This is a genomic window from Pseudoxanthomonas indica (genome assembly GCF_900167565.1).
Classification (GTDB): domain Bacteria; phylum Pseudomonadota; class Gammaproteobacteria; order Xanthomonadales; family Xanthomonadaceae; genus Pseudoxanthomonas_A; species Pseudoxanthomonas_A indica.
The window spans coordinates 1,413,583-1,438,361 of sequence record NZ_FUZV01000002.1 but is presented as its reverse complement, the minus strand read 5'-3'; the positions used below and the strand labels follow the sequence as shown (position 1 = coordinate 1,438,361).

Below are 24,779 nucleotides of genomic sequence, written 5' to 3'. Positions count from 1 at the left end.
AGTCAGCTGTTATTGTACGACGCCATGACCGACAACACCGCCCTGGAAGCCGCCGCGTTCCGCCGCCTGCTGCAGCATCTCAACGAGCAGCGCCCGGACGTGCAGAACATCGACTTGATGAACCTGGCCGGCTTCTGCCGCAATTGCCTGGCCGACTGGTATCGGCAGGCCGCCGAAGCCGCCGGTGATAGCATGGACAAGGACGCCGCGCGCGAACGCATCTACGGCATGCCGTACAGCGAGTGGAAGGCGCGCCATCAGACCGAAGCCACGCCCGAACAGCGCGCCGCCTTCGAACACAGCCATCGCCGGCACGACTGAGCGCCCGGCATGCGTCGCTGGCTCTGGCTGCCCGCGCTGCTCGCCATCGGCTATGTGGCGGTATGCGCATTGTTGTATGTCAGGCAACGCAGCCTGATCTATTTTCCCCAGTACACGCAGGCCGGCCAGAACGAGGCCGCCACGGATTTCGAGCTGCCCCGCCCCGTGGGCCTATTGCGCGGCTGGGTGATCAACCCGGGCAAGCCGGATGCGCTGATCTACTTTGGCGGCAATGCCGAACGCGTGCAGGACAATCGCGAGGATTTTCTGACCCGGCTGCCGCAGCGTACGGTGTATCTGCTGCCGTATCGCGGCTACGGCGGCAATCCCGGATCGCCCAGCCAGGCGGATCTGGTCGCCGATGCCGTCGCCCTTCATGACGAAGTAAGGCGGCGTCATCCGCATGGAGACGTCGCGGTGGTCGGCCGCAGCCTGGGCAGCGGCGTGGCCAGCCAGTTGGCCGCGCAACGCCCGGTCCGGCAGCTGGTGTTGATTACGCCCTTCGACAGCTTGGCGGATGTCGCTGCCCGCCACTATGCGTGGCTGCCGGTGCGCTGGCTGGTGAAGGATCGTTACGACTCGGTGTCAGCGCTGAAGGCGTACCGCGGCCGCGTGCTGATCCTGCGGGCAGGACGCGATGCGGTGGTGCCGCCGGCCAATACGGATCGGCTGGTGAGGGACTTGGGTAGCCCGCCCACTGTGGTGAACTTCCCTGCGGCAGGGCACGACGATGTGTCGCTGGCCAGCGGCTATTGGGCGGCGCTGCAGGACTTCCTGGCGCCGCCTTAGGCAGGTCGGCTTCAGTCGGGCGATCAGGCTTCCCGGTTTCGGGGCTGAAGCCCCTCCTACTCTTCTTCGCCGATGGCCTCGGCGGCTTCTTCGTTGAGCGGGCGGGCTTCGCGACGTGGCGGAGTGAATGGCGTCGGCGTGGGTTTGGTGGGGATATTGCCGCGCATCAGCGGGATGCCGGCGCGCACGTCGCCTGCGGCCATTTCCAGTTCGAAGCGTTCCGCGTCCAGGCGACGCACTTCGGCGGCGATATTGGCGGCTTCATCTTCCGGCACGCCCAGTTCCACCAGCGCGGCCTCGCCAAACTGCACGGCCGATTCAAAAGTCTCGCGAATCTGGAAGTCGACCCCGGCGGCGACCAGTTGCAGCGAATGCTCGCGATCGAAAGAACGCACCAGCAGCTTGGCCTGGGTGAATTCCTGGTTGACCAGTTCGACGATGCGGTTGGCCGCTTCGCGATCATTGATGCACACCGCAATGGCGCGGGCGCTGTCGGCGCCGCAGGCGTGCAGCACGTCCAGACGGGTGCCGTCGCCGTAGTAGATCTTGAAGCCGAATTCCTCGGCGCTGCGGATCATCTCGATGTCGGTATCGATGATGGTCACGTCCACATCGCGCGCCAGCAACGACTGGCTCATCACCTGGCCAAAGCGGCCGAAGCCGATGATCAGCACGCTGCCACTCAGGCCTTCGGCTGCATCCACCCCTTCCAGGTTGGCCTGCGTCTTGGGGGTGAAGCGACGGAACAGCGTGGCCACCAGCGGCGTCAGCGCCATCGAGATGACCACGATGGCGGTCAGGTTGGCGGCGGTCTCGCCATCGATCACGCGCGCGGCGGCGGCGGCGGCAAACAGCACGAAGGCGAACTCGCCGCCCTGCGCCATCAGCACCGCGCGATCCAGCGCCTCGGCGTGGCAGGTGCGGGTCACGCGCGCGACCACGTAGATGGCAATCGCCTTGACCACCATCATCGCCAGCACCGCGCCGAGGATGAAAGGCCAGTTGCGGTAGACCACGCCCAGGTCCAGCGCCATGCCCACGGCCAGGAAGAACAGGCCGAGCAGGATGCCGCGGAACGGTTCGATGTCGGCTTCAATCTGATGGCGGAAGGTGGACTCGGACAGCAGCACGCCGGCCAGGAAGGCGCCCATGGCCATCGACAGGCCACCCAACTGCATCAGCAGCGCCGCGCCCAGCACCACCAGCAGCGCGGCCGCGGTCATGACTTCGCGCGCCTTGGCGGCTGCGAGGATGCGGAACAGCGGATTGAGCAGCCAGATGCCGGCGGCAATCAACCCGGCCACCGAGGCGGCGGCGATGCCGATGCCCAGCCAGCGCGAGTCGCCGCCCTGCGCGTGCACCACCGGCGACATCAACGCCACGATCGCCAGCAGCGGCACGATCAGCAAATCTTCGAACAACAGGATCGAGACGATGCGTTGGCCGCGCGGCAGCGCGATGTCGCCGCGTTCGCCCAGCAGCTGCATGACCACCGCCGTGGAGGTCAGCACGAAGCCCATGGCACCAATGAAGGACACCGGCAGCGAATAGCCGAACAGGTACACCACGCCGGTCAGCAGCAGCGTGCACGTAAGGATCTGCAAGGTGCCCAGGCCGAAGATCTCGCCGCGCAGGCTCCACAGATGCGAGGGCCGCATTTCCAGGCCGATCACGAACAGAAACATCACCACGCCCAGTTCGGCCACGTGGAGGATCGATTGCGGGTCGGAGAACCAGCCGAAGCCGAACGGGCCGATCAGCAAGCCCGCGGCGAGATAGCCGAGCACCGAGCCCAGGCCCAGGCGGCGGAAGATGGGTACGGCCACGACGGCGGCGCCCAACAGCGCCACCACGTTGATCAGATCGCTGGTGGTGTTTTCAACTGACATGGCCACAGTCTAGCGGCAAGCGGCGGCCGGCCGCCCTTTTTGCCCACGCCCGGTTGTCAGCAGGCGTGCCCTGACTGGCTCAGGCACCGACTGCGCAGAATTTCTGATAATCGATGTAGCCCGGGAAGGCCTGCCCCGGCGCGCAGACCACGCAATGCGGATCCGCTCGCAGGCGTGTCTCGCGAAAGCGCATGCCGAGGGCATCGAAGTGCAGCAGCCGCCCCCGCAGGGGCTCGCCCGCGCCCAGCAGCAGCTTGATCACTTCGGTGGCCTGCAACAGGCCGACCACCCCAGGCAGCACGCCCAGCACGCCGGCTTCGGCGCAGTTGGGCGCGAACTGCGGCGGCGGCGGCTCGGGGAACAGGCAGCGATAGCAAGGCGCCTCACCACGGTGGCGGCCGGCGTCGAACACGCTCACCTGCCCCTCGAACCGCTGCACGGCGCCATACACCAGCGGCTTGCCCAGCTTCACGCAGGCATCGTTGAGCAGGTAGCGCACCGGAAAGTTGTCGGCGCCGTCGAGCACCACGTCCACCCCTTCCAGCAGCCGTTCGACATTGTCGGAGGTCACTCGCTCCTGCACCGCTTCGACCTGCACCCCTGGATTGAGCCCGGCGAGCGTGGCCTGCGCCGAGCTGACCTTGGCCTGGCCGATACGCGCTTCGGTATGCAGGATCTGGCGTTGCAGGTTGCTGCGGTCGACCACGTCGTCGTCGGCCACGCGCAGATGGCCAATGCCCGCCGCCGCCAGGTAGAAACCGGCCGGTGAGCCGAGCCCACCGGCGCCGATCATCAACACGCGCGATTGCTGCAGGCGGCGTTGACCGGCGATGCCGACTTCCGGCAGCAACAGGTGGCGCGAGTAGCGCTCGTAGAAATCAGCGGCCTGCGGATCCAGTTGCGGAACGACCGTGGGCAGGCCCTCGTCCACCCAGCGTGTCGTGCCGCCGGTAACCGACACCAGATGCTCGTAACCCAGTGCCTGCAACGCCCTGGCCGCCTCCAGCGACCGTCCGCCACGCTGGCAGATGATCACGATTTCGCGGGAAGCATCCGGGAGATGACGAGCCGGTTCGGCGAGCAGTTCGCCTTTGGCGATGCCCAGCGCGCCTTCTGCCTGGCCCTGCGCACGTTCGTGTTCTTCGCGCACGTCGATGAAGATCGCGCCGTGCGCCACGCGCTCGCGCGCCTGGGCGGGACTGAGTTCGCGGAGTTCCATGGCGCGATTATCGCACCCGATCAGTACGGCAGCACGCGAACGACGTCGCCGGCCTGATAGTCATGTTCGCCCTCGGCCAGCACGATCAAGGCATCGCTGTCGGCGGCCGCCTGCAGGCGGTGGGAGGCGTCGGCCGGGTTGGGCGTGACCCACAGGCTGCCGTCTTCGCGCGGTTGCAGCTTGCCGCGCAGGAACTCATGCCGCGGATGTTGCTTGGACCACGCCAGCGCCAGGCGCGCGAACCAGCGTGGCCGCGCTTCGCGACGGCCCTGCATCTGTTCCAGCAACGGCACGCCGAAGGCCTGGAACGTGGCCAGGGTGGAAACCGGATTGCCGGGCAAGGCCAGCCACAATGCCGATTCCAGCTCGCCGAACAACAGCGGCATGCCGGGCTTCATCCGCACTTTCCAGAACAGGATGCGGCCGGCCTCGCCCAGAAACCCGGGCAGATAGTCTTTCTCGCCGGCCGACACGCCGCCGCAGGTGATGATCAGGTCGAACGCCGAGGCCGCATCCAGCAGCATGCTGCGCACGCGCGCCGGATCGTCGGGCAGGCTGGGCCAGGCCGTCGGCTCCAGCCCCAGCTGGCGCAGTTGGCCCATCAGCAGTTCGCGGTTGCTGTTGTAGATTTCACCGGGCGCCAACGGCATGCCGGGCTCCACCAGCTCGTCGCCGGTGGTGAACACGGCCACCGTGGGCCGTCGTGACACGGCGACATCGGCCAGGCCCAGCGCGGTCAGCAGGCTGGTGCGCGCCGGCGTCAGTACATCGCCGGCCATCAGCACGGTGTCGCCTGTCCGCACGTCCTCGCCCGCGCGGCCGACGTGTGCACCCAAGCGCGGGACTTCACGAAAGCAGATGGCGGCGGCCTGTTCGTCCACGTTTTCCTTCATCACCACCGTGTCGGCGCCAGCGGGCATCGGCGCGCCGGTGGTGATGCGGATGCACTGGCCCGGCGCCAGCACCTGGCCTAGATCGCGGCCGGCAAACTGCTCGCCAGCGATCTGCAACGTAGGCGCCGATTGGCCGGGATCGATGTCGCCGTGGCGAAAGGCAAAGCCATCCATCCGGCTGTTGTCGAACGGCGGCAGCGGCATGCCGGCCACCACGTCGCTGGCCAGTACACGGCCTTCGGCGCGTCGTGTGGCGATGCGCTCCTGGTCCAGGCGGTGCGCCTGGCCGGCGGCTTCGATGATGGCCAGCGCTTCGTCGTGGCCGATGCGGCTTGGGTATGCGGGGTGTGGAGAGTTCATCGCCCTACCCTACTATGCAAACGCGGTTATTTGCCGCGCTTGACGTGGCGGATCATCCGGCGCTTCTTCGCCACCTGCCGTTCGGTCAGCACGTTCTTCTTGCCTTCGTAGGGGTTGGTGCCCTCGCGGAAGATGAAACGCACCGGCGTGCCAACCAGCTTGAAGCGCTTGCGGAAAAAGTTTTCCAGATAGCGCTTGTACGATTCCGGCAACACTTTCAGACGCGTGCCGTGCACGATGAAGGTCGGCGGATTGCTGCCGCCCGGATGCACGTAGCGCAGCTTGGAGACGTGACCGCGGATGCTCGGCGGCGGATTGGTTTCGTAGGCGATTTCCAGCGCCTTGTTGATCTCGCTGGTGCTGAATTCGTGGGTGGCCGAGGCGTGCGCGCGATGCACCGCGCGGAACAGCTCGCGCATGCCCGAGCCATGCTTGGCCGAGATGCGCACGGATTCGGCCCACTCCACGAAGCTGAGCTTGCGCGCCAGCATGGATTCGGCCTGCTCGCGCTGATAGGTGGTCAGGCCATCCCACTTGTTGATGGCCACCACCAGCGCGCGGCCGGCATCGAGGATGGCGCCGAGCACGCTGGCATCCTGATCGGTCACGCCTTCAGTGGCGTCCAGCAGCAGCACGGCCACCTGGCATTGTTCGATGGCCTGCAGGGTCTTGACCACGCTGAACTTTTCCACCGCCTCATCGACGCGCGACTTGCGGCGCAGGCCGGCGGTGTCGACCAGGCGGTACTGGCGTCCATCGCGGTCCAGGTCCACGGCGATCGAATCGCGCGTGGTGCCCGGCACTTCCGAGGCAATCATGCGTTCTTCGCCGAGCAGGCGATTGACCAGGGTCGACTTGCCCACATTGGGCCGGCCGACAAAGGCCACGCGCATGCGGGTGGGATCTTCGTCCAGCGCTTCGGCGTCGCCCTCTTCGGGAAGTCGTTCGTAGACTTCCTCGAGCAGGTCATCCACGCCCTGGCGATGGCTGGCCGAGATGCCGATGACATCGTCAAAGCCATAGCGGGCGAATTCGGCGCGGGCGGCGTCTTCGTCGACGCCGTCCATCTTGTTGATCACCAGCAGGGTCGGCCGCGCCGCCTTGCGCAGCCAGCGCAGGATGTCGTCATCCAGCGCCGAACGTCCTTCGCGGCCATCGACGATGAACAAGACCAGGTCGGCTTCCTCGGCGGCGGCACGCGCCTGGCGCGCGGTGGCGCCGGCCAGACCTTCTTCCTCACCGGCGATGCCGCCGGTATCCACGACCACGAACGAACGCTGATCTTCGGGCCGGCAGACGCCGTAATTGCGGTCACGGGTCACGCCGGGCTGATCATGGACCAGCGCATCGCGACTACGCGTCAGCGCGTTGAACAGCGTCGATTTGCCGACATTGGGGCGGCCCACAAGGGCAACGAGCGGAAGCATGCGGAGGTTTCGCGGAAGGGAATCGAGGGGCCGGCGGAGCCCGGCGGACGCGGAACAGTGGCCGCGCGGAGCCGCCATGGTATCGGGAAGCCGCCCGGGTAGCCATCAAAAGGGCGTTCAGGCGAGCCTGCGAGAACTCCGGAAACGAAAAACCCCCGGCGTCCGCTGGGGACGCCGGGGGCTGAGTTTGCGTGTTACTGCAGGCCGAAAGCGGTGATCTGGCCGTCGACGTTCTGCACCAGCAGGATGCCGTCGACCACGACCGGCTTGGCGCGAATCGGATCGCCACCAGCACGCTCGCGCGCCGCAAATTCACCGGTGTCGAGCTTCATCCAGTGCACGTAGCCGTCCAGGTCACCCACCACGGCGTAGTCGCCCTGGATGCTGGGACCGGTCAGCGAACGACGTGCCAGCGCGGGATTGGACCAGGTCGCCGAGCCGCTGAAGCGATCCAGACCCCAGACCGTACCTGCCGGATCCGATACCACCACCAGGCTGCTGGTGACACCCAGGCCACCGGCGCCGCCATTGTCCTTGCGCCACAGCGGTCGGCCACTCGGACCTTCCAGCGCCATGGTCTGCTTCTTGAAACTGGTGGCGTAGACCGTGGTGCCGTCGAGTACTGGCGCGCCATCCACGTCGGCCATGCGATCCAGTTCGGTGCGGCCTTCCGGCGCACCGATCGCCTGACCCCAGACTTCGCGGCCATCGGCCAGCGACAAGGCACTCAAGGTGCCATCGTCGTTGCCGACAAACGCCACGCCCGGACCGATCGTCACCGGCGCGTTGCCGCGCACGGTCAGGCTGGGCAGTTCGCTGGCATAGAACCAGCGACGTTCGCCATTGCCGGCATCCAGCGCTGTCACCCGACCATCGTTGGTGCGAACCAGCACCAGGCCCTGGCCAATCACCGGCGCGGTGATGACTTCGCTGCTGACCTTGGCGCGCCATTTCTCGGTGCCACTGCTGGCATCCAGCGCAATCACCTGGCCGTCGAGCGTGCCAATGGCCACCAAGCCATCGCCCGCACCCGGACCGCCGGAGAAGCGCCACTCAATCTTCCGCTTGGCCGCTTTCTTGGCCAGCTTGGCGGCTTCCTTGCGCGCGCGCTTGGCGGCCTTGGTTTCCTCTTCGCCGGCAGCCGGTTCGTCGGCCACCTGCCCGCTGCTGCTGCCAGGCGCATCGCCGCGGCGCTTCTCGGGCTCGTATTCCCACACCTGCTTTCCGGTCTGTAGATCAAAGGCACGCACGCCGCCTTCCACGGCCGCGGCATAGACGCGACCATCGGCGACCGCCGGACCCTGCTGCAGGCCCAGGCGCCCTTCACCCTTGCCGGCGTTGGCGCTCCACAGCTTGGTGACTTTCACCGAGGGGGTGATGTCGGTCAGCTCGGCCGGCTCGGTGGCCTTCTTGTCATCGGTCTTGCTGCCAAACCAGCCCTTGATGGTGGTGCAGCCAGACAGGACGAACACCAGCGCCAGCACGGCCAGCAGCCGCTTCATCGCAACATTCCGATTCATCAGACCGAGTCTCCGCTCTTCGGCGGAGTTCCGCCCACGTCAGCCAGTTTCAGTTCCACCAGGCGGCGCAGCGGCGAAGCCACGTCCAGACCGGTGAGCGCGCTCGTATACGCTTCGCGTGCCTCGGCCTGCTTGCCAGCCGCGGCGTAAGCATCACCGCGGATGACCAGGCTGGCCGAATCCTTGGCATCGCCAATCAACCTGAGCGCTTCGTCGTGCTTGCCGGCGTCGATCAGCAGACGCGCCAAGCGTTGCTGGACCACCGGCTGCAGCGCGGGCTCGGGCTTGATGGCCCGCAGCGTGGCGATGGCCGCATCGCGTTGACCGCCGTCGACCTGCGCCTTGGCCAGGCGCAGCGCCGCCAGATCGGCATACACGCCCTGCTTGCCATTGAGCGAGGCAACACTGGCCTCGGCTTTCTTCAGGTCCGTGCCGGCGATGCTGGCAACGGCCTTTTCGTAGGCCTGGTTGGCCTGTTCGCTGGACTGCTGGCGATCCTTCTGCCACCACTGCCAGCCAAAAATCACCGCCAGTCCCAGGGCGACGCCGCCAATCAGGCCAGCGCCATTGTTCCGGAGCCAACTGCGGACGCGTTCGCTTTGTTCGTGCTCGTCGAGCAGATCATCAATCGCCATGCGTACTCTTGCCCCGTCGGACGGGGTCTTTGTTCTGAAGTGGACAAACCCGCGTGCGGGTCAGTCGGCGACCGGCAGTAGGGAACCGTCAGAGGATACCGTAAAGCGAGCCACGTTCGCTCGCTGATAGGGCGTCAGGTCCACGGTACTGCCGCCACGCTGAACCTCTACCGCCGATGCATTGCCCAGCACCACGCGACCCACTTGCCCGGCCTCATAGCTGCGCTGATCACCGGCCTTGAGCAGTGCCTGTTCCAGGCTGCGGCCGTCGGCCCCGATGATCTGCACCCAGCTGTCGCCGGTGAAATTCAGGCTCAACGCGGGGGTGCTGCGCGAAATGGGCGGCGTCAGCGAGGCCACGTACGGGGCGGCGGGTGCGGCCGAGGGCCGATCCACTTCGGCTCCGGTGGCGCCATTCGATGCATTGCTGCTGGCCGGAGCGGAACCCTGCGGCATGACATCCAGCGAGGCCGTGGTCTGCTGGCCTCCGCCGAGATGGGGACGCGTGGCCATCCAGATCGGCGTGGCGATGATCGCGGTCACCACCACATAGATTGCCTTGCGCTTGGCGCTTTCAAAGACGCGATGCGACGTGGGCGTGTAGCTGCGGCTCACCAGCTCCGAAGGCCGCACCGTTTCCAGTTGCGCCTGGGCCAGGTAGCCGTCCACGTCCACCTTCAGCAGCTTGGCGTAGCTGCGCAACTGGCCGCGGATGAAAACCGGCGCGCCGAGCTGCGCCCAGTCTTCGGCTTCCAGCGCCTGCAGCACCTTGAGTGGCACTTTCAGCCTGTTCCCCACGTCCTGCAGGCTCAGGCCGGCCTGTTCGCGTGCCTGGCGCAGGAAGGCCCCGCAACCTTGCAGGCGCTGCGTATCAATCGAGTTGAAACCCGTCATTGTTCTGCCTTTCCCCCAGGTTGAGCGCTTGACGTGTCCGGGAACTCCGCCCGAAGTTGCTGAACATATCGACCGGCAGCGGCCTTGTCGCCGAGTCTTTCTTCGATTTGTGATGCAAGTTTTAGCACGTCGGGGCTTGCAGGCGCAGCCGCGATACGGCGTTCGATGAAGGCGCGTGCCTCGAAGTAGCGGCCCGACCGGTATTCGTTTTCAGCCATGGACGCCAGCGCGTAGGCGTTCTTTGGTTCCAGGGTCAGGGCCTGGCGCAGATCGCGCTCGGCGCGTTCCTGCTGGCCGGCCTTCAGGGCACAACCGCCGGCGTTGGCCAGGGCCGAACCGGGCGTGCTGTAGCTGCGATCGTTCAAGGCGCGGTCGAACCAGATCAGCGCTTCGGCCGGATAGCCATTGCTGCACAGCCAGGTGCCGTAATTGTTCTGGTAGGCGCCCACGTCGGGCTTGAGATCCACCGCGCGCTTGTAGGACTCGCCCGCCTGCTTGGCCTGGCCGCGGCGCTCGGCCACGATGGCCAGCAAGGTGAAGGCGTCGGCCGAATCCGGGGTGGCCTTGAGCGCGGCGCGGGCGTTGCGTTCGGCGGCATCCAGGTCGCCGGCACGCAGGCGCTGGGTGCTGCGCTGCAGGGCGTTTTCGGTTTCCATGCGCTTCTTGGTCGCCGGGCTGTCCTGGACGTGATAGCTCTCGGCGATCTGCTCGCCGTCCTCACGTTCCATCTTGGGTTTGACTATGGTCAGGCGACTGCAGCTGGCCGTGGCCAGCACAAAGGGAATCAGGAGCAGGCTGAGCTTAAGCCGCTGCATCGTCGATGCCCTGTTCCTGCAGATGACGGCGGAACTCGGCTTGGCGGCGGGTGCGATCCATCACCTGGCCCTTGAGCTGGCCGCAGGCCGCGTCGATGTCATCGCCACGGGTGCGTCGGACCATGGTCAACACGTGGGCGTCGAGCAGGATCTTCTGGAAGGAGCGGATGACTTCGTCCGGTGACCGCTCGTAGCGGGTGCCGGGGAACGGGTTGAACGGGATCAGGTTGACCTTGCCGGCATCCTTGAGCTGCGCGGCATTGCTGAATTTGCGCATCAGCTGCGCCAGCTGCCGCGCATGCTCGGGCTGATCGTTGATGCCCTTCATCAGCGTGTACTCGAAGGTTACCGAGTCGCGCTTCTTGTTGGCGCGCAGGTAACGCACGCACGACGCCATCAGTTCGGCGACGGGATACTTCTTGTTGAGCGGCACCAGCTGCTCGCGCAGCGCATCGGTGGGCGCATGCAGGGAGACCGCCAGCGAGACGTCCGTTTCGGTGGACAGCCGATCGATCATCGGCACCAGACCCGAGGTGGACAGCGTCACGCGCTTGCTGGCCAGGCCGTAGCCCAGATCGTCGCGCATGATGTTCATGGCGCGCACGACGTTGTCGAAATTCATCAGCGGCTCGCCCATCCCCATCATCACCACGTTGGTGAGGCGACGGTTCTGCGCGGGCACGTTGCCCAGGTGGCGGGCGGTCACCCACACCTGGCCGATGATTTCGGCGGTGGTCAGGTTGCGGTTGAAGCCTTGCGTGGCGGTGGAGCAGAACGTGCAGTTCAAACCACAACCCACCTGCGAAGACACGCACAGCGTGCCGCGGTTCTTGTCCGGGATATATACGGTTTCGACGGCGTTCTTGCCGTCCACGCCCATCCCCAGCAGCCACTTGTGCGTGCCGTCGTTGGACGGCTTGTCGAACACGACCTGCGGGACGACGACCTCGGCATGTTCCTGCAACTTCGCGCGCAGGGCCTTGCCGAGATCGGTCATCTGATCGAAGTCGGTGACGTAGCGGTGATGAATCCACTTCATCACCTGATGCGCACGGAACTTCTGTTCGCCCAGGCGCTCCATGAAGAAGCGCTCCAGGCCCTCGCGATCCAGATCCATCAGGTTCTGTTTCGCAGACACGGGCATGCCAACCGCCACGGCTGCATCCGTGGCGAGCTTGAGTTCAATCGGCGGCAGCTCGTGCTGGCTCATCGCTATGGCTTAGCGCGCGTACACGTCGGTGGCGGGGAAGAAATACGCGATCTCGATGTTCGCGTTTTCGACCGAGTCCGAACCGTGTGCGGCATTGGCGTCGATCGAATCGGCGAAGTCGGCGCGGATGGTGCCCGGCGCAGCGTCCTTCGGATTGGTGGCGCCGAGGATGTCGCGGTGCTTCAGCACGGCGTTCTCGCCTTCCAGCACCTGCACGACCACCGGACCGGAGATCATGAACTCAACCAGTGCATTGAAGAACGGACGCTCGCGGTGCACGGCGTAGAAACCTTCGGCTTCACGACGCGACAGATGCTTCATCTTGGAGGCGGCAATCTTCAGGCCGGCCTTTTCGAAGCGGGAATAGATTTCGCCGACGACGTTCTTGGCAACGGCATCGGGCTTGATGATGGACAGGGTGCGCTCCAGCGCCATGGGGAATTCTCCGTTGGCGGGCCACTGACGGCCCAAGGTTAACATGAAAAAACCCGCGTCGAAACACGGGCTTAGATTGAATTGCGTAGCGAGATTCTAACGTATCGCCGGCAATTTGGCATCCGCCGGTACAGGATTTATGTTGCACCACAGCATGACACCGTACCGCCCCGAATGGACAATCAAACGAGCGTTTGATTAACGGAGTCACCGCCCATGGGCAACGCCACCCACTTTTCCACCAAGGAACGCATCCTCGGCGCCGCCGAGGAGCTGTTTGCCCAGCACGGTTTTGCCGGCACATCGCTGCGCCAGGTCACCGGCCGGGCCGACGTCAACATTGCCGCGGTCAACTACCACTTCGGATCCAAGGAAAACCTGGTCAATGAGGTCTTCCGCCGGCGCATGGACGACATGACCAGCCAGCGCCTGGCCCTGCTCAAGGCGGCGCTGGAGCAGCATTCCGGCGAGTTGGAGCCGATCCTGGCGGCCTTTGTCGAGCCCGCCCTGGCCCTGGCCCAGGACCGCCACGGAGGCGGCGCGTTCGTGCGGGTCATTGCCCGCGCCTACGCCGAAAAGAACGATGGCTTGCGCCAGTTCCTGTCTGATCACTACGGTCATGTGCTGCGCGAGTTCGGCAAGGCCATTGCCGACTGCGTGCCCGGACTGAGCAAGGAGGAACTTTACTGGCGGCTGGACTTCTTCTCCGGCGCCCTGACCTACGCCATGGCGGACTTCGGCCTCATCAAGCGCCCGCACGGCATCAGCGAGGCCGCGCACCGCGAACGCGCCGCCCGCGAACTCATCCGCTTCGCCGCGGCCGGCCTGCGTGCCGACCGCAACAAGTAAACAACCCTGCAATCCAAGGAACTACCCATGTCCAATCCATTGCTTGTTCGCAAGGCGGCCGTGCTGGGCGCCGGTGTGATGGGCGCCCAGATCGCCGCCCACCTGACCAATGCCGGTGTCGATACCGTCCTGTTCGATCTGCCCGCGAAGGAAGGCCATCCCGATGGCGTTGTGCAGAAGGCCATCGCCAACCTGGCCAAGCTCAGCCCTGCCCCGCTCGCCAGCAAAGCGCTGGCCGAGCTGATCACGCCGGCCAACTACGAGACCGGTCTGGAGCACCTGAAAGGCTGCGACCTGATCATCGAAGCGATCGCCGAGCGGATGGACTGGAAGCAGGACCTGTACAAGAAGATTGCCCCGTTCGTGGCCGATCATGCCGTGCTGGCCAGCAACACCTCGGGCCTGGGCATCAACAGCCTGGCCGAAGTGCTGCCGGAACAGCTGCGCCACCGCTTCTGCGGCGTGCACTTCTTCAACCCGCCCCGTTACATGCACCTGGCCGAATTGATCCCGGCCCGCACCACCGATGCCGCCGTGCTGGAGGGCCTGGAAACCTTCCTGACCACCACCCTGGGCAAGGGCGTGGTGTATGCCAAGGACACGCCCAACTTCATCGGCAACCGCATCGGCGTGTTCTCGATCCTGGCCACCGCGCACCACACCGCCGCTTCGGGCCTCGGCTTTGATGAAGTCGACGCCCTGACCGGCCCGCTGATTGGCCGGCCCAAGTCCGCGACTTATCGCACCTCCGACGTGGTCGGCCTGGACACGATGGCGCACGTCATCAAGACCATGGGCGACACCCTGCCCGAGGATCCGTGGCATTCCTACTTCAAGTCGCCGAAGTGGCTGGACGCGCTGATCCAGAAGGGCGCGCTCGGCCAGAAGACCGGCGCCGGCATTTTCCGCAAGGTCGGCAAGGACATCGTGGTACTCGACCTGCAGCAACAGGACTACCGCCCCGCCGATCGCGTGGCCGCGCCGGAAGTGGTGGAAATCCTCAAGCTGAAGAACCCGGCCGAGAAGTTCCAGAAACTGCGCGAAAGCCAGCACCCGCAGGCGCAGTTCCTGTGGGCGGTGTTCCGCGATCTTTTCCATTACAGCGCCTACCACCTGGCCGACATCGCCGAGACCGCGCGCGACGTGGACTTGGCGATCCGCTGGGGTTACGGCTGGTCGCTCGGCCCGTTCGAAACCTGGCAGGCCGCCGGCTGGAAGCAGGTGGCGCAGTGGATTGCCGATGACATCGTCGCCGGCAAGAGCATGAGCAGCGCGCCGCTGCCCAACTGGGTGTTTGACGGCCGCGAAGGCGTGCATGCCGCCGAAGGCAGCTACAGCCCGGCCCGCAACGTCAAACTGCCGCGTTCCAACCTGCCGGTGTATCAGCGCCAGCGTTTCCCTGATCCGCTGCTGGGCGAAGTGTTCCCGCAGGGCGAAACGGTGTTCGAGAACGACGGCGTGCGGCTGTGGACCGATGGCGACGGCGTGGGTGTGGTCAGCTTCAAGACCAAGATGAACACAGTGTCCGATGCCGTGCTCGATGGCCTGCAGCAGGCGGTGACGATCGCCGAGCAGAAGTTCAAGGGCCTGGTGATCTGGCAGCCGAAGGAGCCCTTCTCCGCCGGCGCAGACCTGGCCGGCGCGCTGGGCGCGTTGCAGGCGGGCAAGGTCGCCGAGTTCGAGGCGATGGTCGCCAACTTCCAGGCCACCAGTCAGCGCATCAAGTACTCGCTGGTGCCCGTGGTCGCCGCCGTGCGCGGCCTGGCCCTGGGCGGCGGTTGCGAGTTCCAGATGCACAGCGCGCGCACCGTGGCCTCGCTGGAAAGCTACATCGGCCTGGTGGAAGCCGGCGTCGGTCTGCTGCCGGCCGGCGGTGGTCTGAAGGAAATCGCCGTGCGCGCTTCGCAGGCCGCAGGCCCGGGCGGCGATGTGTTCGCCGAGCTCAAGCGCACCTTTGAAACCGTGGCGATGGCCAAGGTCTCGGCCTCGGCGATGGAAGCCAAGGAACTGGGCCTGATGCGCGCCACTGATCTGGTGGTGTTCAATGCCTACGAGCAGTTGTACGTGGCCAAGCAGCAGGTGCTGGCGCTGCACGAGAGCGGCTACCGTCCGCCGATGCCGGCGCGGCGCATCCAGGTGGCGGGCGACGTCGGCATCGCCACCTTCAAGATGATGCTGGTCAACATGCTGGAAGGCCGCTTCATCAGTGAATACGACTACGAGATCGCCAGCCGCATCGCCACCGTGCTGTGTGGCGGTGAAGTGGATCGCGGCGCGCTGGTCGACGAGGAATGGCTGCTCAAGCTCGAGCGCCAGCACTTTGTCGAACTGGCGCAGCAGGAAAAGACCCAGGCCCGCATCGCGCACATGCTCAAGACCGGCAAGCCGCTGCGCAACTGATCGCCACCTATTCAGGAAAGACCATGAGCAAGCAAATCCAAGAAGCCTACATCGTCGCCGCCACCCGTACCCCGGTCGGCAAGGCCCCGAAGGGCGTGTTCCGCAATACCCGTCCTGACGACATGCTCGCGCATGTGCTGAAGTCGGTGGTGGCGCAGGCGCCGGGCATCGACCTGGGCCGGATCGACGACGCCATCATTGGCTGCGCCATGCCCGAGGGCGAGCAAGGCATGAATGTGGCGCGCATTGGCGTGCTGCTGGCCGGCCTGCCCAACACCATCGCCGCACAGACCATCAACCGCTTCTGCTCCTCCGGCCTGCAGGCCGTGGCGCTGGCCGCGGATCAGATCCGCCTGGGCAATGCCGACCTGATGCTGGCCGGCGGCACCGAGTCGATGTCGATGGTGCCGATGATGGGCAACAAGGTCGCGCTGTCGCCGTCGGTGTTCAAGGACGACCACGTCGCCATCGCCTACGGTATGGGCATCACCGCCGAGAAGGTCGCCGAGGAATGGAAGATCTCGCGCGAGCAGCAGGATGCCTTCGCCCTCGCCTCGCACCAGAAGGCGCTGGCCGCGATCGCCGCCGGTGAATTCAAGTCCGAAATCTCGCCGTATGAAGTGCGCTCGCACCAGCCCGACCTGGCCGGCAACACCATCCGCCTGCGCTCACTGCTGGTCGAGAACGACGAAGGCCCGCGCGCCGATACCTCGCTGGAAGGCCTGGGCAAACTGCGCCCGGTGTTCCGCAACGGCCAGTTTGGCGGCAGCGTCACCGCTGGCAACTCCTCGCAGATGAGCGACGGCGCCGGCGCGGTGCTGTTGGCTTCGGAGCAGGCGATCAAGGACTACGGCCTGACCCCGTTGGCGCGCTTCGTCAGCTTCTCGGTGGCCGGCGTGCGTCCGGAAGTGATGGGCATCGGCCCGATCGCCGCGATTCCCAAGGCGCTCAAGCAGGCCGGACTGACCAAGGATCAGCTGGACTGGATCGAGCTCAACGAAGCCTTTGCCGCGCAGGCCCTGGCGGTCATCCGCGACAGCGAGCTGGACCCGGGCAAGATCAATCCGCTTGGCGGCGCCATCGCCCTGGGCCATCCGCTCGGCGCAACCGGCGCGGTACGCACCGCGACCCTGGTGCACGGCCTGCGCCGCCGCCAGTTGAAGTACGGCATGGTGACCATGTGCATCGGCACCGGCATGGGCGCGGCAGGCATCTTCGAAGCGCTGTAAGTTCGGGCGCGTGCAGGACAGAAAAGGGCAGCCTCGGCTGCCCTTTTCTTTTACCCGGACAACGGCGCCAGCCGCTCAGGCCAGCCGCGTTCCATTCGGCACGGCCCGCTCGAGCGTGGTGATGACCACGCCCTCGTCGGTGGGAAACCCGGTCAACAGGAATTCCGAGACAAACGGCCCCACCTGTTTGGGCGGGAAATTGATTACGCCGACGATCTGCCGGCCGATCAAGTCGTCCGCTTCATACAGCGCGCGCACCTGGGCGCTGGTCTTGCGGACCCCATGCGGCCCGAAATCGACCCACAGCTTCCAGGCCGGCTTGCGCGCCTCGGGAAATTCTTCCACCCGCAGCACGGTACCGGCACACAGGTGGACTTTCTCGAAGTCCGCCCAGCTGATCGACTCGTTCACCGCCCTACTCCAGGTCAGTCACGCCCAGTTCGCTGAGGGCGCTCTGCATCATGTCGCGGGCGGCGTCGCTGAGCTTTTCATGGTCCAGCGCATAGCGGATGGTGGCTTCGATCAAGCCGATATGGGTACCGCAATCGAAGCGCGTGCCCTGGAAGCGGTAGGCATGCACCGGCTTCTGGCCCAGCAACGTTTCGATGGCGTCGGTCAGCTGAATCTCGCCGCCGGCTCCGGGCGTGGTGTTCTCGAGCAGGTCGAAAATGCTGCCGTCCAGCACATAGCGACCGACCACGGCCAGATTGCTGGGCGCGACTTCCGGGGCGGGTTTTTCGACGATGCGATTGATGCGGCCCGAGCGCCCGGCAAACGCGTCGGTCGCCACGATGCCGTAGCTGGCGGTCTGTTCCGGCGCCACGTCCTGCACCGCAATCATGCTGGCGCCAGTGGCTTCGGCGGCATCGGCCATCTGCTTGAGTGCACCGGGGCCGCGATTCCAGATCAAATCGTCAGGCAGGACGACCGCGAAGGGTTCATCGCCCACGATCGGCTTGGCGCACAGGACCGCATGGCCCAGCCCCAGGGCTTCGGCTTGGGTGACGAACACCGCACGCACGCCCTCGGGCAGCACGTTGCGCACCAGTTCCAACTGCTCGTGCTTGCCGGCCCGCTCGAGCTTCTGTTCCAGCTCGTAGGCCTTGTCGAAGTAGTCGGCCACCGCATGCTTGTAACGGTTGGTCACGAAGATCAACGTATCGCAACCGGCCTCGATGGCCTCATCCACGGCGTACTGGATCAGCGGCCGATCGATGATCGGCAGCATTTCCTTGGGCACGGTCTTGGTGGCGGGGAGAAAACGCGTGCCGAGGCCGGCAACGGGGAATACAGCCTTTCGAATGCGTCGGGTCATCGTGTCCTGCGGGCTTCGCGTGCGGGGAAGACCACGATGTTAGCCGAGGCAGGTTCAACGTCGCGTTCAAGCGGCGAGAACTCCGGCACGGCGATCCGCAGTACTTCCTGCATTTCTTCCTCGTCAAAGCGCCCATGGGCGGCGCGCAGGCGCTGCAGGGCCAGCTCGATGAAGTCCGCCGCCACCCCACGTGGCTCGGCCTGCATGATCTTGGAATGCGAGGTGGGACGGTAGTTCTCGTCGGCGTAGAACAGATTCTCGTGCAGCTTCTCGCCGGGGCGCAGGCCGGTGTAGACGATGGCCACATCGCGGCCCACCTGCTTGCCCGCCAGGCGGATCATCTGCTCGGCCAGCAAGCGGATCGGCACCGGCTCGCCCATGTCGAGGGTGTAGATGGATGCATGGGCCGCGCCCGCCGCCGCCTGCAGAATCAACTGGCTGGCCTCGGGAATGGTCATGAAGTAGCGGGTCACTTCCGGGTCCGTGACCGTCACCGGTCCGCCCTTGCGAATCTGCTCGCGGAACAGCGGCACCACGCTGCCGGCCGAGTCCAGCACGTTGCCGAAGCGCACCGTGACGAATCGGGTCCCGCCGGAACGGCCATCATCCAGCGCCTGGCTGGTCATCTCGGCCAGGCGCTTGGTGGCGCCGAGCACGTTGACCGGGTCCACCGCCTTGTCCGTGGAGATCAGCACGAAGGTGTCGACACTGCCTTCGCGGCAGGCGCGGGCCACGGTCTCGGTGGCCAATACGTTGTTGCCCACCGCCTCACGCAGATGCTCTTCCAGCAGGGGCACCTGCTTGTAGGCGGCTGCATGGAAAACGGCATCGGGTTCGCAGCGCTGCAAGGCGTGGCGAATCACCGCCGGGTCGCCGCAATTGCCCAGGACGGTCAACACTTCCAGGTCGGGGAACGAGCGCTTCAATTCGGCCTGGGTGGTGATCAGAGCCAGCTCGTCGATTTCCAGCAGCGTGATGCGCTGGGCGCCATGACGCGCGCACTGGCGGCAAAGTTCGGAGCCGATGGAGCCACCCGCGCCGGTGACCAGCACGCTGCGGCCACCCAACCAGCCGCGAATCAGCTTCCAATCGGGCGTGACCGACTTGCGACCCAGCAAATCCTCGATGGCCACTTCCTTGAGGTCGCCGGGCATCGCGTGGCCGTCCAGCACATTGGTCAGGCGCGGCACCATCCGGAACGGCAGGCCGGTGCTTTCGCAGATCGCCACGACCCGCTGCATGCTGGGCGCATCCAGCGACGGCATGGCGATGACCAGCATGCGCGCGGCGGTTTCGCGGGCGATGGCGGCGGCCTGGTCCAGTTTGCCCAGTACCGGGATGCCTTGCAGGTGCGTGCCTTGCAGGCGCGGGGCGTCATCCAGGAACGCCACCGGGTAGTACACCCCGGTGCGGCGCAACTCGCGCACCAGCGCTTCACCCGCCCGGCCGGCGCCAAGAATGACCACGCGCGAGGCGTTTTCCTGGGCGCGGTTGGCCTGGGCGTCCTTCCAGGCGCGGTACAGCAGGCGCGGCATGCCCAGGAACATCACCAGGGCGAATGGATAGAACGCCAGCACCGTGCGCGGCAGCGCGCCGAAGCGGTTGTAGAAGAACAAGCCGACCATGATCGCCAGGAAACCCAGCGCGGACGCCTTCACGATATTCCACAGGTCCGGCAGGCTGGCGAAGCGCCAGAGGCCGCGATACAGGCCCATCCACCAGAACACCAGGCCCTGGCCGGTGACGACGATCGCCACTTCGTTGGACCAGACCGGGTAGTCCGGAGCCTGCGGCAGCAGCGCATAGCGCGCGTAGTGCAGCAGCTGCCAGCACAACCAGACCATCAGGAGGTCATGTGCGGCAATGAAAATCCGCGGCCATGCAGCTGCGAACCGATCCCGCCATGAATTCATTCGTCTCGACTCCTTGACTCTACGTGCGACAGTCCCTTGCGCGCCCATCCCCACAGCGCAAGTGTTACGGCGAAACAGCTGCCGATCAAGGCGAGCTGGACCGCCTCATCCCCCCCATTAGACATGCAGACAGTTAACGAGAGCGTAACGAAACTTATCACAAGGTAAGCCAACGTAACCGCGACGTGGCCAAAACGGCGCGCGGCCTGCTGATAGACATGCCCCACATGCGGGGTCCACCAACGGTCCCCGCGCAGGATGCGCGAAGCCAACGTGAAGCCTGCGTCTACGAGGAACGGCAGCATCGGCAGGATCAGCAGCCAGACCGGCTGTGCCGCCATCGACGCCACCGCCAACAGCCCGGCCAGCGCGTAGCCCAAGGCCCCGCTGCCCACATCGCCCAGGAAAATCCGCGCGCGCGGAAAATTGAATGGCAGGAAGCCCAGGCAAGCCGCGAACAGGGCGCCGGCCAGCCAGGCCCACGGCCCGGCGAGAACAAACAGGAACGCCAAGGCGCTCAGCGCCGCCTGGGTGGAGGCGATGCCATCGATGCCATCCATGAAATTCCAGATGTTCACCAAGGCCATGACAGCAAGCCAGGCCACGACGGCAGGGAGCCAGCCCGAGGCGTGCCAGCACGTCCACGCCAGCAACGTCGCCGCCAACGCATGCACGGCCAGGCGCCACCAGGGGGACAGCGGCCGGTGGTCATCCCACCAGCCCACCCCAGCCACCAGCACCAGGCCCACGGCAAAGCTGGCGAACATCAGCCGCTGTTCCGGTGCGTGCCAGCCCAGCCAGCAGGCCGCTACCAGCAGCGATGCAACGATGGCGATGCCCCCGCCACGCGGTGTCGCCACGCTGTGGCTGCGGCGCTCGCCGGGTGCGTCCAGAAGTTGCCGACGCAAGGCGTAGCGTCGTGCCAGCCATGTCCCGACTGCGGCGATGCAGAAATGCAACGCCAGCCAGGGAAGTGCCTGCCCCACTAGACCACCGCGTAGTTCAGGAGCGGCTTGATGGTGCCCCACTCCTTGCAGCTTGGGCACTGCCAGTGGTGGGTGCGTGCGCCGAATCCGCAGCGGGTGCAGCGGTAACTGGGATTGCGCACCAGCAACTGGTCGGTGATGTGCTTGAGGTCCTGCAGCGTGGCAGTGGCGTCGGCGCCTTCGGCCAGGGTCAGATCAATCAGGGCCGCTTCGCCACGCACCGAGGGTCGGTCCTTGAGTTGGCGCGCCAGGTACGCGCGGGCCGCGGCCACCCCATCCTGGCCTTCGACCAGGCGGGTCAGCGCCAGCACCGGGGCGATACCCCGATAGTGCTCGCTCATTTCAGACAGGAAGGCGCGTGCGCCGGAGACATCGCCGACCTTGTCGTACGCGGCCAGCAGCCCGGGCAACAGCTCCGGCAGGTAATCGGGGTCGTGGCGCGCCGCGCGTTCGAAGGCGCGGATGGCGGCTTCATGGTTGCCATCGTCCGATTCCAGCCGCCCTTCCAGAATGCCGGCGCGCACACAGCCGGCGTCAGCCTGGTAGGCACGGGCGATGGCCGCGCGTGCCGAGGTCAGGTCATTGGCGGCGCGGTAGCGGTCGGCGAGCTCGCATTCGAACTGCGCCACCAGTTTGCCCATCGGCTCACCAGTGACTTCCTCGAAGCGCATCGCGTTGTCGATGGCCTTTTCCCAGTCGCGTTCGGCCTGGTAGATGCCGATCAGGTGCTTGAGTGCCTGCGGCGCACGCTGGTCGATGCGGGCCAGATCGGTAAATACGGTTTCGGCACGATCCAGCAGGCCCGAGCGCATGTAGTCCTCGCCCAGTGCCAGCAGCGCCTGCACCTTCTGCTGGTCATTGAGGTCTGGCCGCTGCACCAGGCCCTGATGCAGGCGGATGGCGCGATCCACTTCGCCGCGGCGACGGAACAGGTGTCCCAGCGCCACCTGGGTTTCAAAGGTTTCCTTGTCCAACTCGGCAATGTGCAGGAACAGCTCGATCGCCTTGTCCGGCTGCTCGTTGAGCAGGTAGTTCAAGCCGCGGAAGTAGGTGCTGGACAGCCGGCTCACCTGGGTATCGCCATGGCGCTGGCCACCGCGACGACCAATGATCCAGCCGGTCAGTGCCGCCAGTGGCAGGAACAGGAAGAACCAGAACCACTCGTTGAGGAATTCCATCGATCAGAGTCCCGGGCCCGGCGTCGACGGCGGGACCACTGGAGGCGCGGCGGGCGCACTGGGCGCCGGACGCGACGCTTTGCGCAGCTTGGCGTAGAGCGGCAGCACCATGGTGGCCATGACGATCAGGCCACCGATGATCACGCCGAACAGCAGCGAAAGAATAATGGCCACCCCGGACGAAGTCGGGATGTCGGTAAACAGCAGTTTGAGAACGATGGGCTGGGTGTTGAGTACACCCACGATCAGGCCGATGGCCAGGAACAACAAAGCGATGATCAGGCGGACAGTGTTCATCGGGCGGCTCCCAGCTCCTTGCTATCGAGCCGGTAGCTTATCCGAGTGCGTGCCCCTGCGACATGCCAGCCCTGCCCTTGCGGGATCAGTCGACGTTTTCTTCCAGCGGGGTCACGGTGCTGACGCGCTCGCGCAGCTCCTTGCCCGGCTTGAAGTGCGGCACGTGCTTGGCCGGCAAAGCGACCGAGTCACCGGTCTTGGGATTGCGGCCCATGCGCGGCGGACGATAGTGCAGCGAGAAGCTGCCAAAGCCGCGGATTTCGATACGGTCACCGTGCGCCAGAGAGCCGGCCATCATTTCCAGCAGCGACTTGACGGCAAGATCGACGTCTTCGGCCTTCAGGTGAGGCTGGCGGCGGGTCAGGATTTCGATGAGTTCGGACTTGGTCATCGGGCGCGGATGTCAGGCGGGGTGCCCCGATCCGGTCCGGGTTCGAAAACCCGGACCGGCGGGATGGACTTGCGTATTACAGCAGTGCAACCGAAGCAGACTTACTCGGACTTGTTGCCGTCCAGCTGTGCACGCAGCAGCGCGCCCAGGGTGGTGGTGCCACCGGAAGCCGACTGGTATTCCTCCAGCACTTCGCGCATCTCGGCGTCGTCCTTGGCCTTGATCGACAGCTGCAGGGTGCGGCCCTTGCGATCCATGCCGATGAACTTGGCTTCGACCTTGTCGCCGACCTTCAGGTGCTGGCTGGCGTCGTCGACGCGCTCATTGGCGACGTCACGAGCCGAGACATAACCTTCGATGCCGTCAGCCAATTCGATGGTTGCGCCCTTGGCGTCCACTTCCTTGACCACGCCTTCAACCTTCGAGCCCTTCGGATGCGAGGCCATGTACTGGCCGAACGGATCCTGCTCCAGCTGCTTGACGCCCAGGCTGATGCGCTCGCGTTCCGGGTCAACGGCCAGCACCACGGCTTCCAGCGTGTCGCCCTTCTTGAAGTTGCGCACGATGTCTTCGCCGGTGGTGTTCCAGCTGATGTCGGACAGGTGGACCAGGCCGTCGATGCCGCCGTCCAGACCGATGAAGATGCCGAAGTCGGTGATCGACTTGATCTGACCGGACACCTTGTCGTTCTTCTTGTGGGTGGCAGCGAAGGTTTCCCACGGATTGGCGGCAACCTGCTTCATGCCCAGCGAGATACGGCGACGCTCTTCATCCACGTCCAGCACCATCACTTCGACTTCGTCACCCACCTGCACGACCTTGGACGGGTTGACGTTCTTGTTGGTCCAGTCCATCTCGGACACGTGGACCAGGCCTTCCACGCCCGGCTCGATTTCGACGAACGCGCCGTAATCGGTGACGTTGGAGACCTTGCCGAACACGCGGCTGTTGGCCGGGTAGCGACGGGCGATGTTGTCCCACGGATCCTCGCCCAGTTGCTTCAGGCCCAGCGAGACGCGGTTGCGCTCACGGTCGTACTTGAGCACGCGGACATCCAGCTCCTGGCCGACTTCCACGACTTCGGACGGATGGCGCACGCGCTTCCAGGCCATGTCGGTGATGTGCAGCAGGCCGTCGATGCCGCCCAGGTCGACGAACGCGCCGTAGTCGGTGAGGTTCTTGACCACACCCTTCAGCACCACGCCTTCCTGCAGCTTGTCCATCAGCTGCTCGCGCTCTTCCGAATGCTCGCTCTCAACCACCGCACGGCGGGAGACGACGACATTGTTGCGCTTGCGATCCAGCTTGATGAGCTTGAACTCCAGCTCCTTGCCTTCCAGGTAGCCCGGGTCGCGCACGGGGCGCACGTCGACCAGCGAACCCGGCAGGAATGCGCGGACGTCCTTGATGTCGACGGTGAAACCACCCTTGACCTTGCCGCTGATGCGACCGGTGATGGTTTCGTTCTTTTCCAGCGCCTGCTCCAGCTCGTCCCACACCATGGCGCGCTTGGCTTTCTCGCGCGAGAGGATGGTTTCGCCAAAGCCGTTCTCGATCGAGTCGAGGGCCACCTTTACTTCGTCGCCCACGCCCACGTCGATTTCGCCGGCGTCGTTACGGAACTGTTCGATAGGCACGATGCCTTCGGACTTCAGACCGGCGTTGATCACCACCACGTCGTTGCGGACTTCCACAACGACGCCAGTGACGATGGCGCCCGGCTTCAGCTTGGCCAGTTGGGTCTGGCTCTGTTCAAACAGTTCGGCAAATGATTCGGTCATTGTTGATTACTCAGTTGGACACACGGGCAGGTA

Annotated in this window: 23 protein-coding genes; 5 read left to right on the top strand and 18 right to left on the bottom strand. The window is 65.5% G+C overall.

The features are described from left to right. The first annotated feature begins 24 nt into the window (after positions 1 to 24). Complete coding sequence (locus tag B5X78_RS17310; RefSeq protein WP_079726257.1) at positions 25 to 321, top strand: DUF1244 domain-containing protein; 297 nt, start codon at positions 25 to 27, stop codon at positions 319 to 321. 9 nt (positions 322 to 330) lie between these two features. Further along, positions 331 to 1,110 carry an alpha/beta hydrolase gene (locus B5X78_RS17305; protein ID WP_079725997.1) on the top strand — a complete coding sequence of 260 codons (780 nt, stop codon included), beginning with the start codon at positions 331 to 333 and terminating at the stop codon, positions 1,108 to 1,110. A 56-nt stretch (positions 1,111 to 1,166) separates the two neighbouring features. On the opposite strand, the gene B5X78_RS17300 is transcribed toward B5X78_RS17305, so the two are convergent. The 10 genes from B5X78_RS17300 to ndk all read right to left on the bottom strand — a co-directional run bounded on the left by B5X78_RS17300 (position 1,167) and on the right by ndk (position 12,407). Beyond that, a complete protein-coding gene (locus B5X78_RS17300; protein WP_079725996.1) occupies positions 1,167 to 2,999 on the bottom strand; it encodes a monovalent cation:proton antiporter-2 (CPA2) family protein in 1,833 nt (610 codons plus the stop codon). Between the two features lie 79 nt (positions 3,000 to 3,078). Next, complete coding sequence (gene moeB, locus B5X78_RS17295; RefSeq protein WP_079725995.1) at positions 3,079 to 4,218, bottom strand: molybdopterin-synthase adenylyltransferase MoeB; 1,140 nt, start codon at positions 4,216 to 4,218, stop codon at positions 3,079 to 3,081. Positions 4,219 to 4,238: 20 nt separating this feature from the next. Continuing rightward, a complete protein-coding gene (locus tag B5X78_RS17290; RefSeq protein WP_079725994.1) occupies positions 4,239 to 5,471 on the bottom strand; it encodes a molybdopterin molybdotransferase MoeA in 1,233 nt (410 codons plus the stop codon). Between the two features lie 26 nt (positions 5,472 to 5,497). Then, entirely contained in the window at positions 5,498 to 6,898 is a 1,401-nt protein-coding gene (gene der / locus B5X78_RS17285) for a ribosome biogenesis GTPase Der (protein ID WP_079725993.1), read from the bottom strand. 194 nt (positions 6,899 to 7,092) lie between these two features. Next, complete coding sequence (gene bamB / locus B5X78_RS17280; RefSeq protein WP_425478749.1) at positions 7,093 to 8,400, bottom strand: outer membrane protein assembly factor BamB; 1,308 nt, start codon at positions 8,398 to 8,400, stop codon at positions 7,093 to 7,095. 17 nt (positions 8,401 to 8,417) lie between these two features. After that, positions 8,418 to 9,053 carry a YfgM family protein gene (locus B5X78_RS17275; protein ID WP_079725991.1) on the bottom strand — a complete coding sequence of 212 codons (636 nt, stop codon included), beginning with the start codon at positions 9,051 to 9,053 and terminating at the stop codon, positions 8,418 to 8,420. A 60-nt stretch (positions 9,054 to 9,113) separates the two neighbouring features. Continuing rightward, entirely contained in the window at positions 9,114 to 9,947 is an 834-nt protein-coding gene (locus B5X78_RS17270) for a helix-turn-helix domain-containing protein (protein ID WP_079725990.1), read from the bottom strand. After that, the gene (gene pilW, locus B5X78_RS17265; RefSeq protein WP_079725989.1) at positions 9,944 to 10,762 is read right to left on the bottom strand and encodes a type IV pilus biogenesis/stability protein PilW; all 819 of its coding nucleotides are present in this window, start codon (positions 10,760 to 10,762) and stop codon (positions 9,944 to 9,946) included. The genes B5X78_RS17270 and pilW overlap by 4 nt, the downstream gene beginning before the upstream one ends. Beyond that, the gene (rlmN, locus tag B5X78_RS17260) at positions 10,749 to 11,906 is read right to left on the bottom strand and encodes a dual-specificity RNA methyltransferase RlmN (protein ID WP_229730791.1); all 1,158 of its coding nucleotides are present in this window, start codon (positions 11,904 to 11,906) and stop codon (positions 10,749 to 10,751) included. Before rlmN ends, pilW begins: the two co-directional genes overlap by 14 nt. Positions 11,907 to 11,981: 75 nt before the next feature. Continuing rightward, on the bottom strand, positions 11,982 to 12,407 hold the full coding sequence (ndk, locus tag B5X78_RS17255) for a nucleoside-diphosphate kinase (RefSeq protein WP_079725987.1): 426 nt from the start codon (positions 12,405 to 12,407) through the stop codon (positions 11,982 to 11,984). A 216-nt stretch (positions 12,408 to 12,623) separates the two neighbouring features. Here ndk and B5X78_RS17250 point away from each other — a divergent pair, with 216 nt between their 5' ends. The 3 genes from B5X78_RS17250 to B5X78_RS17240 are packed head-to-tail and all read left to right on the top strand — an operon-like array spanning position 12,624 to position 16,885. Then, positions 12,624 to 13,256: a TetR/AcrR family transcriptional regulator gene (locus B5X78_RS17250; protein WP_079725986.1), complete on the top strand. Its 633-nt coding sequence runs from the start codon at positions 12,624 to 12,626 to the stop codon at positions 13,254 to 13,256. A 27-nt stretch (positions 13,257 to 13,283) separates the two neighbouring features. Then, a complete protein-coding gene (locus tag B5X78_RS17245; protein ID WP_079725985.1) occupies positions 13,284 to 15,656 on the top strand; it encodes a 3-hydroxyacyl-CoA dehydrogenase/enoyl-CoA hydratase family protein in 2,373 nt (790 codons plus the stop codon). Positions 15,657 to 15,679: 23 nt separating this feature from the next. Then, entirely contained in the window at positions 15,680 to 16,885 is a 1,206-nt protein-coding gene (locus B5X78_RS17240) for an acetyl-CoA C-acyltransferase (RefSeq protein WP_079725984.1), read from the top strand. A 75-nt stretch (positions 16,886 to 16,960) separates the two neighbouring features. On the opposite strand, the gene B5X78_RS17235 is transcribed toward B5X78_RS17240, so the two are convergent. The 8 genes from B5X78_RS17235 to rpsA all read right to left on the bottom strand — a co-directional run bounded on the left by B5X78_RS17235 (position 16,961) and on the right by rpsA (position 24,746). Further along, the gene (locus tag B5X78_RS17235) at positions 16,961 to 17,296 is read right to left on the bottom strand and encodes a tRNA-binding protein (protein ID WP_139381614.1); all 336 of its coding nucleotides are present in this window, start codon (positions 17,294 to 17,296) and stop codon (positions 16,961 to 16,963) included. Positions 17,297 to 17,300: 4 nt separating this feature from the next. Beyond that, positions 17,301 to 18,200: a UTP--glucose-1-phosphate uridylyltransferase GalU gene (gene galU / locus B5X78_RS17230; protein WP_079725982.1), complete on the bottom strand. Its 900-nt coding sequence runs from the start codon at positions 18,198 to 18,200 to the stop codon at positions 17,301 to 17,303. Continuing rightward, the gene (locus B5X78_RS17225; RefSeq protein ID WP_079725981.1) at positions 18,197 to 20,113 is read right to left on the bottom strand and encodes a nucleoside-diphosphate sugar epimerase/dehydratase; all 1,917 of its coding nucleotides are present in this window, start codon (positions 20,111 to 20,113) and stop codon (positions 18,197 to 18,199) included. Before B5X78_RS17225 ends, galU begins: the two co-directional genes overlap by 4 nt. Beyond that, a complete protein-coding gene (locus B5X78_RS17220) occupies positions 20,110 to 21,099 on the bottom strand; it encodes a glycosyltransferase family 4 protein (RefSeq protein WP_229730790.1) in 990 nt (329 codons plus the stop codon). Before B5X78_RS17220 ends, B5X78_RS17225 begins: the two co-directional genes overlap by 4 nt. Beyond that, positions 21,099 to 22,277 (bottom strand): lipopolysaccharide assembly protein LapB, encoded by a 1,179-nt coding sequence (gene lapB, locus B5X78_RS17215; RefSeq protein WP_079725980.1) that lies wholly within the window; start codon positions 22,275 to 22,277, stop codon positions 21,099 to 21,101. The genes B5X78_RS17220 and lapB overlap by 1 nt, the downstream gene beginning before the upstream one ends. A gap of 3 nt (positions 22,278 to 22,280) precedes the next feature. Further along, positions 22,281 to 22,574: a lipopolysaccharide assembly protein LapA domain-containing protein gene (locus B5X78_RS17210; protein WP_079725979.1), complete on the bottom strand. Its 294-nt coding sequence runs from the start codon at positions 22,572 to 22,574 to the stop codon at positions 22,281 to 22,283. An 85-nt stretch (positions 22,575 to 22,659) separates the two neighbouring features. Further along, entirely contained in the window at positions 22,660 to 22,965 is a 306-nt protein-coding gene (locus tag B5X78_RS17205) for an integration host factor subunit beta (RefSeq protein WP_079725978.1), read from the bottom strand. Positions 22,966 to 23,066: 101 nt separating this feature from the next. Beyond that, positions 23,067 to 24,746, bottom strand: a complete 1,680-nt coding sequence (gene rpsA / locus B5X78_RS17200; RefSeq protein ID WP_079725977.1) for a 30S ribosomal protein S1 — start codon at positions 24,744 to 24,746, stop codon at positions 23,067 to 23,069. Positions 24,747 to 24,779 lie beyond the last annotated feature (33 nt).

Coding starts and splice junctions, on each gene's coding strand:
- B5X78_RS17210 (WP_079725979.1), bottom strand. CDS start 22,574: ATGAACACTGTCCGCCTGATCATCGCTTTGTTGTTCCTGGCCATCGGC.
- B5X78_RS17300 (WP_079725996.1), bottom strand. CDS start 2,999: ATGTCAGTTGAAAACACCACCAGCGATCTGATCAACGTGGTGGCGCTG.
- B5X78_RS17245 (WP_079725985.1), top strand. CDS start 13,284: ATGTCCAATCCATTGCTTGTTCGCAAGGCGGCCGTGCTGGGCGCCGGT.
- B5X78_RS17305 (WP_079725997.1), top strand. CDS start 331: ATGCGTCGCTGGCTCTGGCTGCCCGCGCTGCTCGCCATCGGCTATGTG.
- lapB (WP_079725980.1), bottom strand. CDS start 22,277: ATGGAATTCCTCAACGAGTGGTTCTGGTTCTTCCTGTTCCTGCCACTG.
- rpsA (WP_079725977.1), bottom strand. CDS start 24,746: ATGACCGAATCATTTGCCGAACTGTTTGAACAGAGCCAGACCCAACTG.
- pilW (WP_079725989.1), bottom strand. CDS start 10,762: ATGCAGCGGCTTAAGCTCAGCCTGCTCCTGATTCCCTTTGTGCTGGCC.
- galU (WP_079725982.1), bottom strand. CDS start 18,200: ATGACCCGACGCATTCGAAAGGCTGTATTCCCCGTTGCCGGCCTCGGC.
- B5X78_RS17310 (WP_079726257.1), top strand. CDS start 25: ATGACCGACAACACCGCCCTGGAAGCCGCCGCGTTCCGCCGCCTGCTG.
- bamB (WP_425478749.1), bottom strand. CDS start 8,400: ATGAAGCGGCTGCTGGCCGTGCTGGCGCTGGTGTTCGTCCTGTCTGGC.
- B5X78_RS17275 (WP_079725991.1), bottom strand. CDS start 9,053: ATGGCGATTGATGATCTGCTCGACGAGCACGAACAAAGCGAACGCGTC.
- B5X78_RS17270 (WP_079725990.1), bottom strand. CDS start 9,947: ATGACGGGTTTCAACTCGATTGATACGCAGCGCCTGCAAGGTTGCGGG.
- B5X78_RS17250 (WP_079725986.1), top strand. CDS start 12,624: ATGGGCAACGCCACCCACTTTTCCACCAAGGAACGCATCCTCGGCGCC.
- B5X78_RS17290 (WP_079725994.1), bottom strand. CDS start 5,471: ATGAACTCTCCACACCCCGCATACCCAAGCCGCATCGGCCACGACGAA.
- B5X78_RS17205 (WP_079725978.1), bottom strand. CDS start 22,965: ATGACCAAGTCCGAACTCATCGAAATCCTGACCCGCCGCCAGCCTCAC.
- ndk (WP_079725987.1), bottom strand. CDS start 12,407: ATGGCGCTGGAGCGCACCCTGTCCATCATCAAGCCCGATGCCGTTGCC.
- rlmN (WP_229730791.1), bottom strand. CDS start 11,906: ATGCCCGTGTCTGCGAAACAGAACCTGATGGATCTGGATCGCGAGGGC.
- der (WP_079725993.1), bottom strand. CDS start 6,898: ATGCTTCCGCTCGTTGCCCTTGTGGGCCGCCCCAATGTCGGCAAATCG.
- B5X78_RS17240 (WP_079725984.1), top strand. CDS start 15,680: ATGAGCAAGCAAATCCAAGAAGCCTACATCGTCGCCGCCACCCGTACC.
- moeB (WP_079725995.1), bottom strand. CDS start 4,218: ATGGAACTCCGCGAACTCAGTCCCGCCCAGGCGCGCGAGCGCGTGGCG.
- B5X78_RS17225 (WP_079725981.1), bottom strand. CDS start 20,113: ATGAATTCATGGCGGGATCGGTTCGCAGCTGCATGGCCGCGGATTTTC.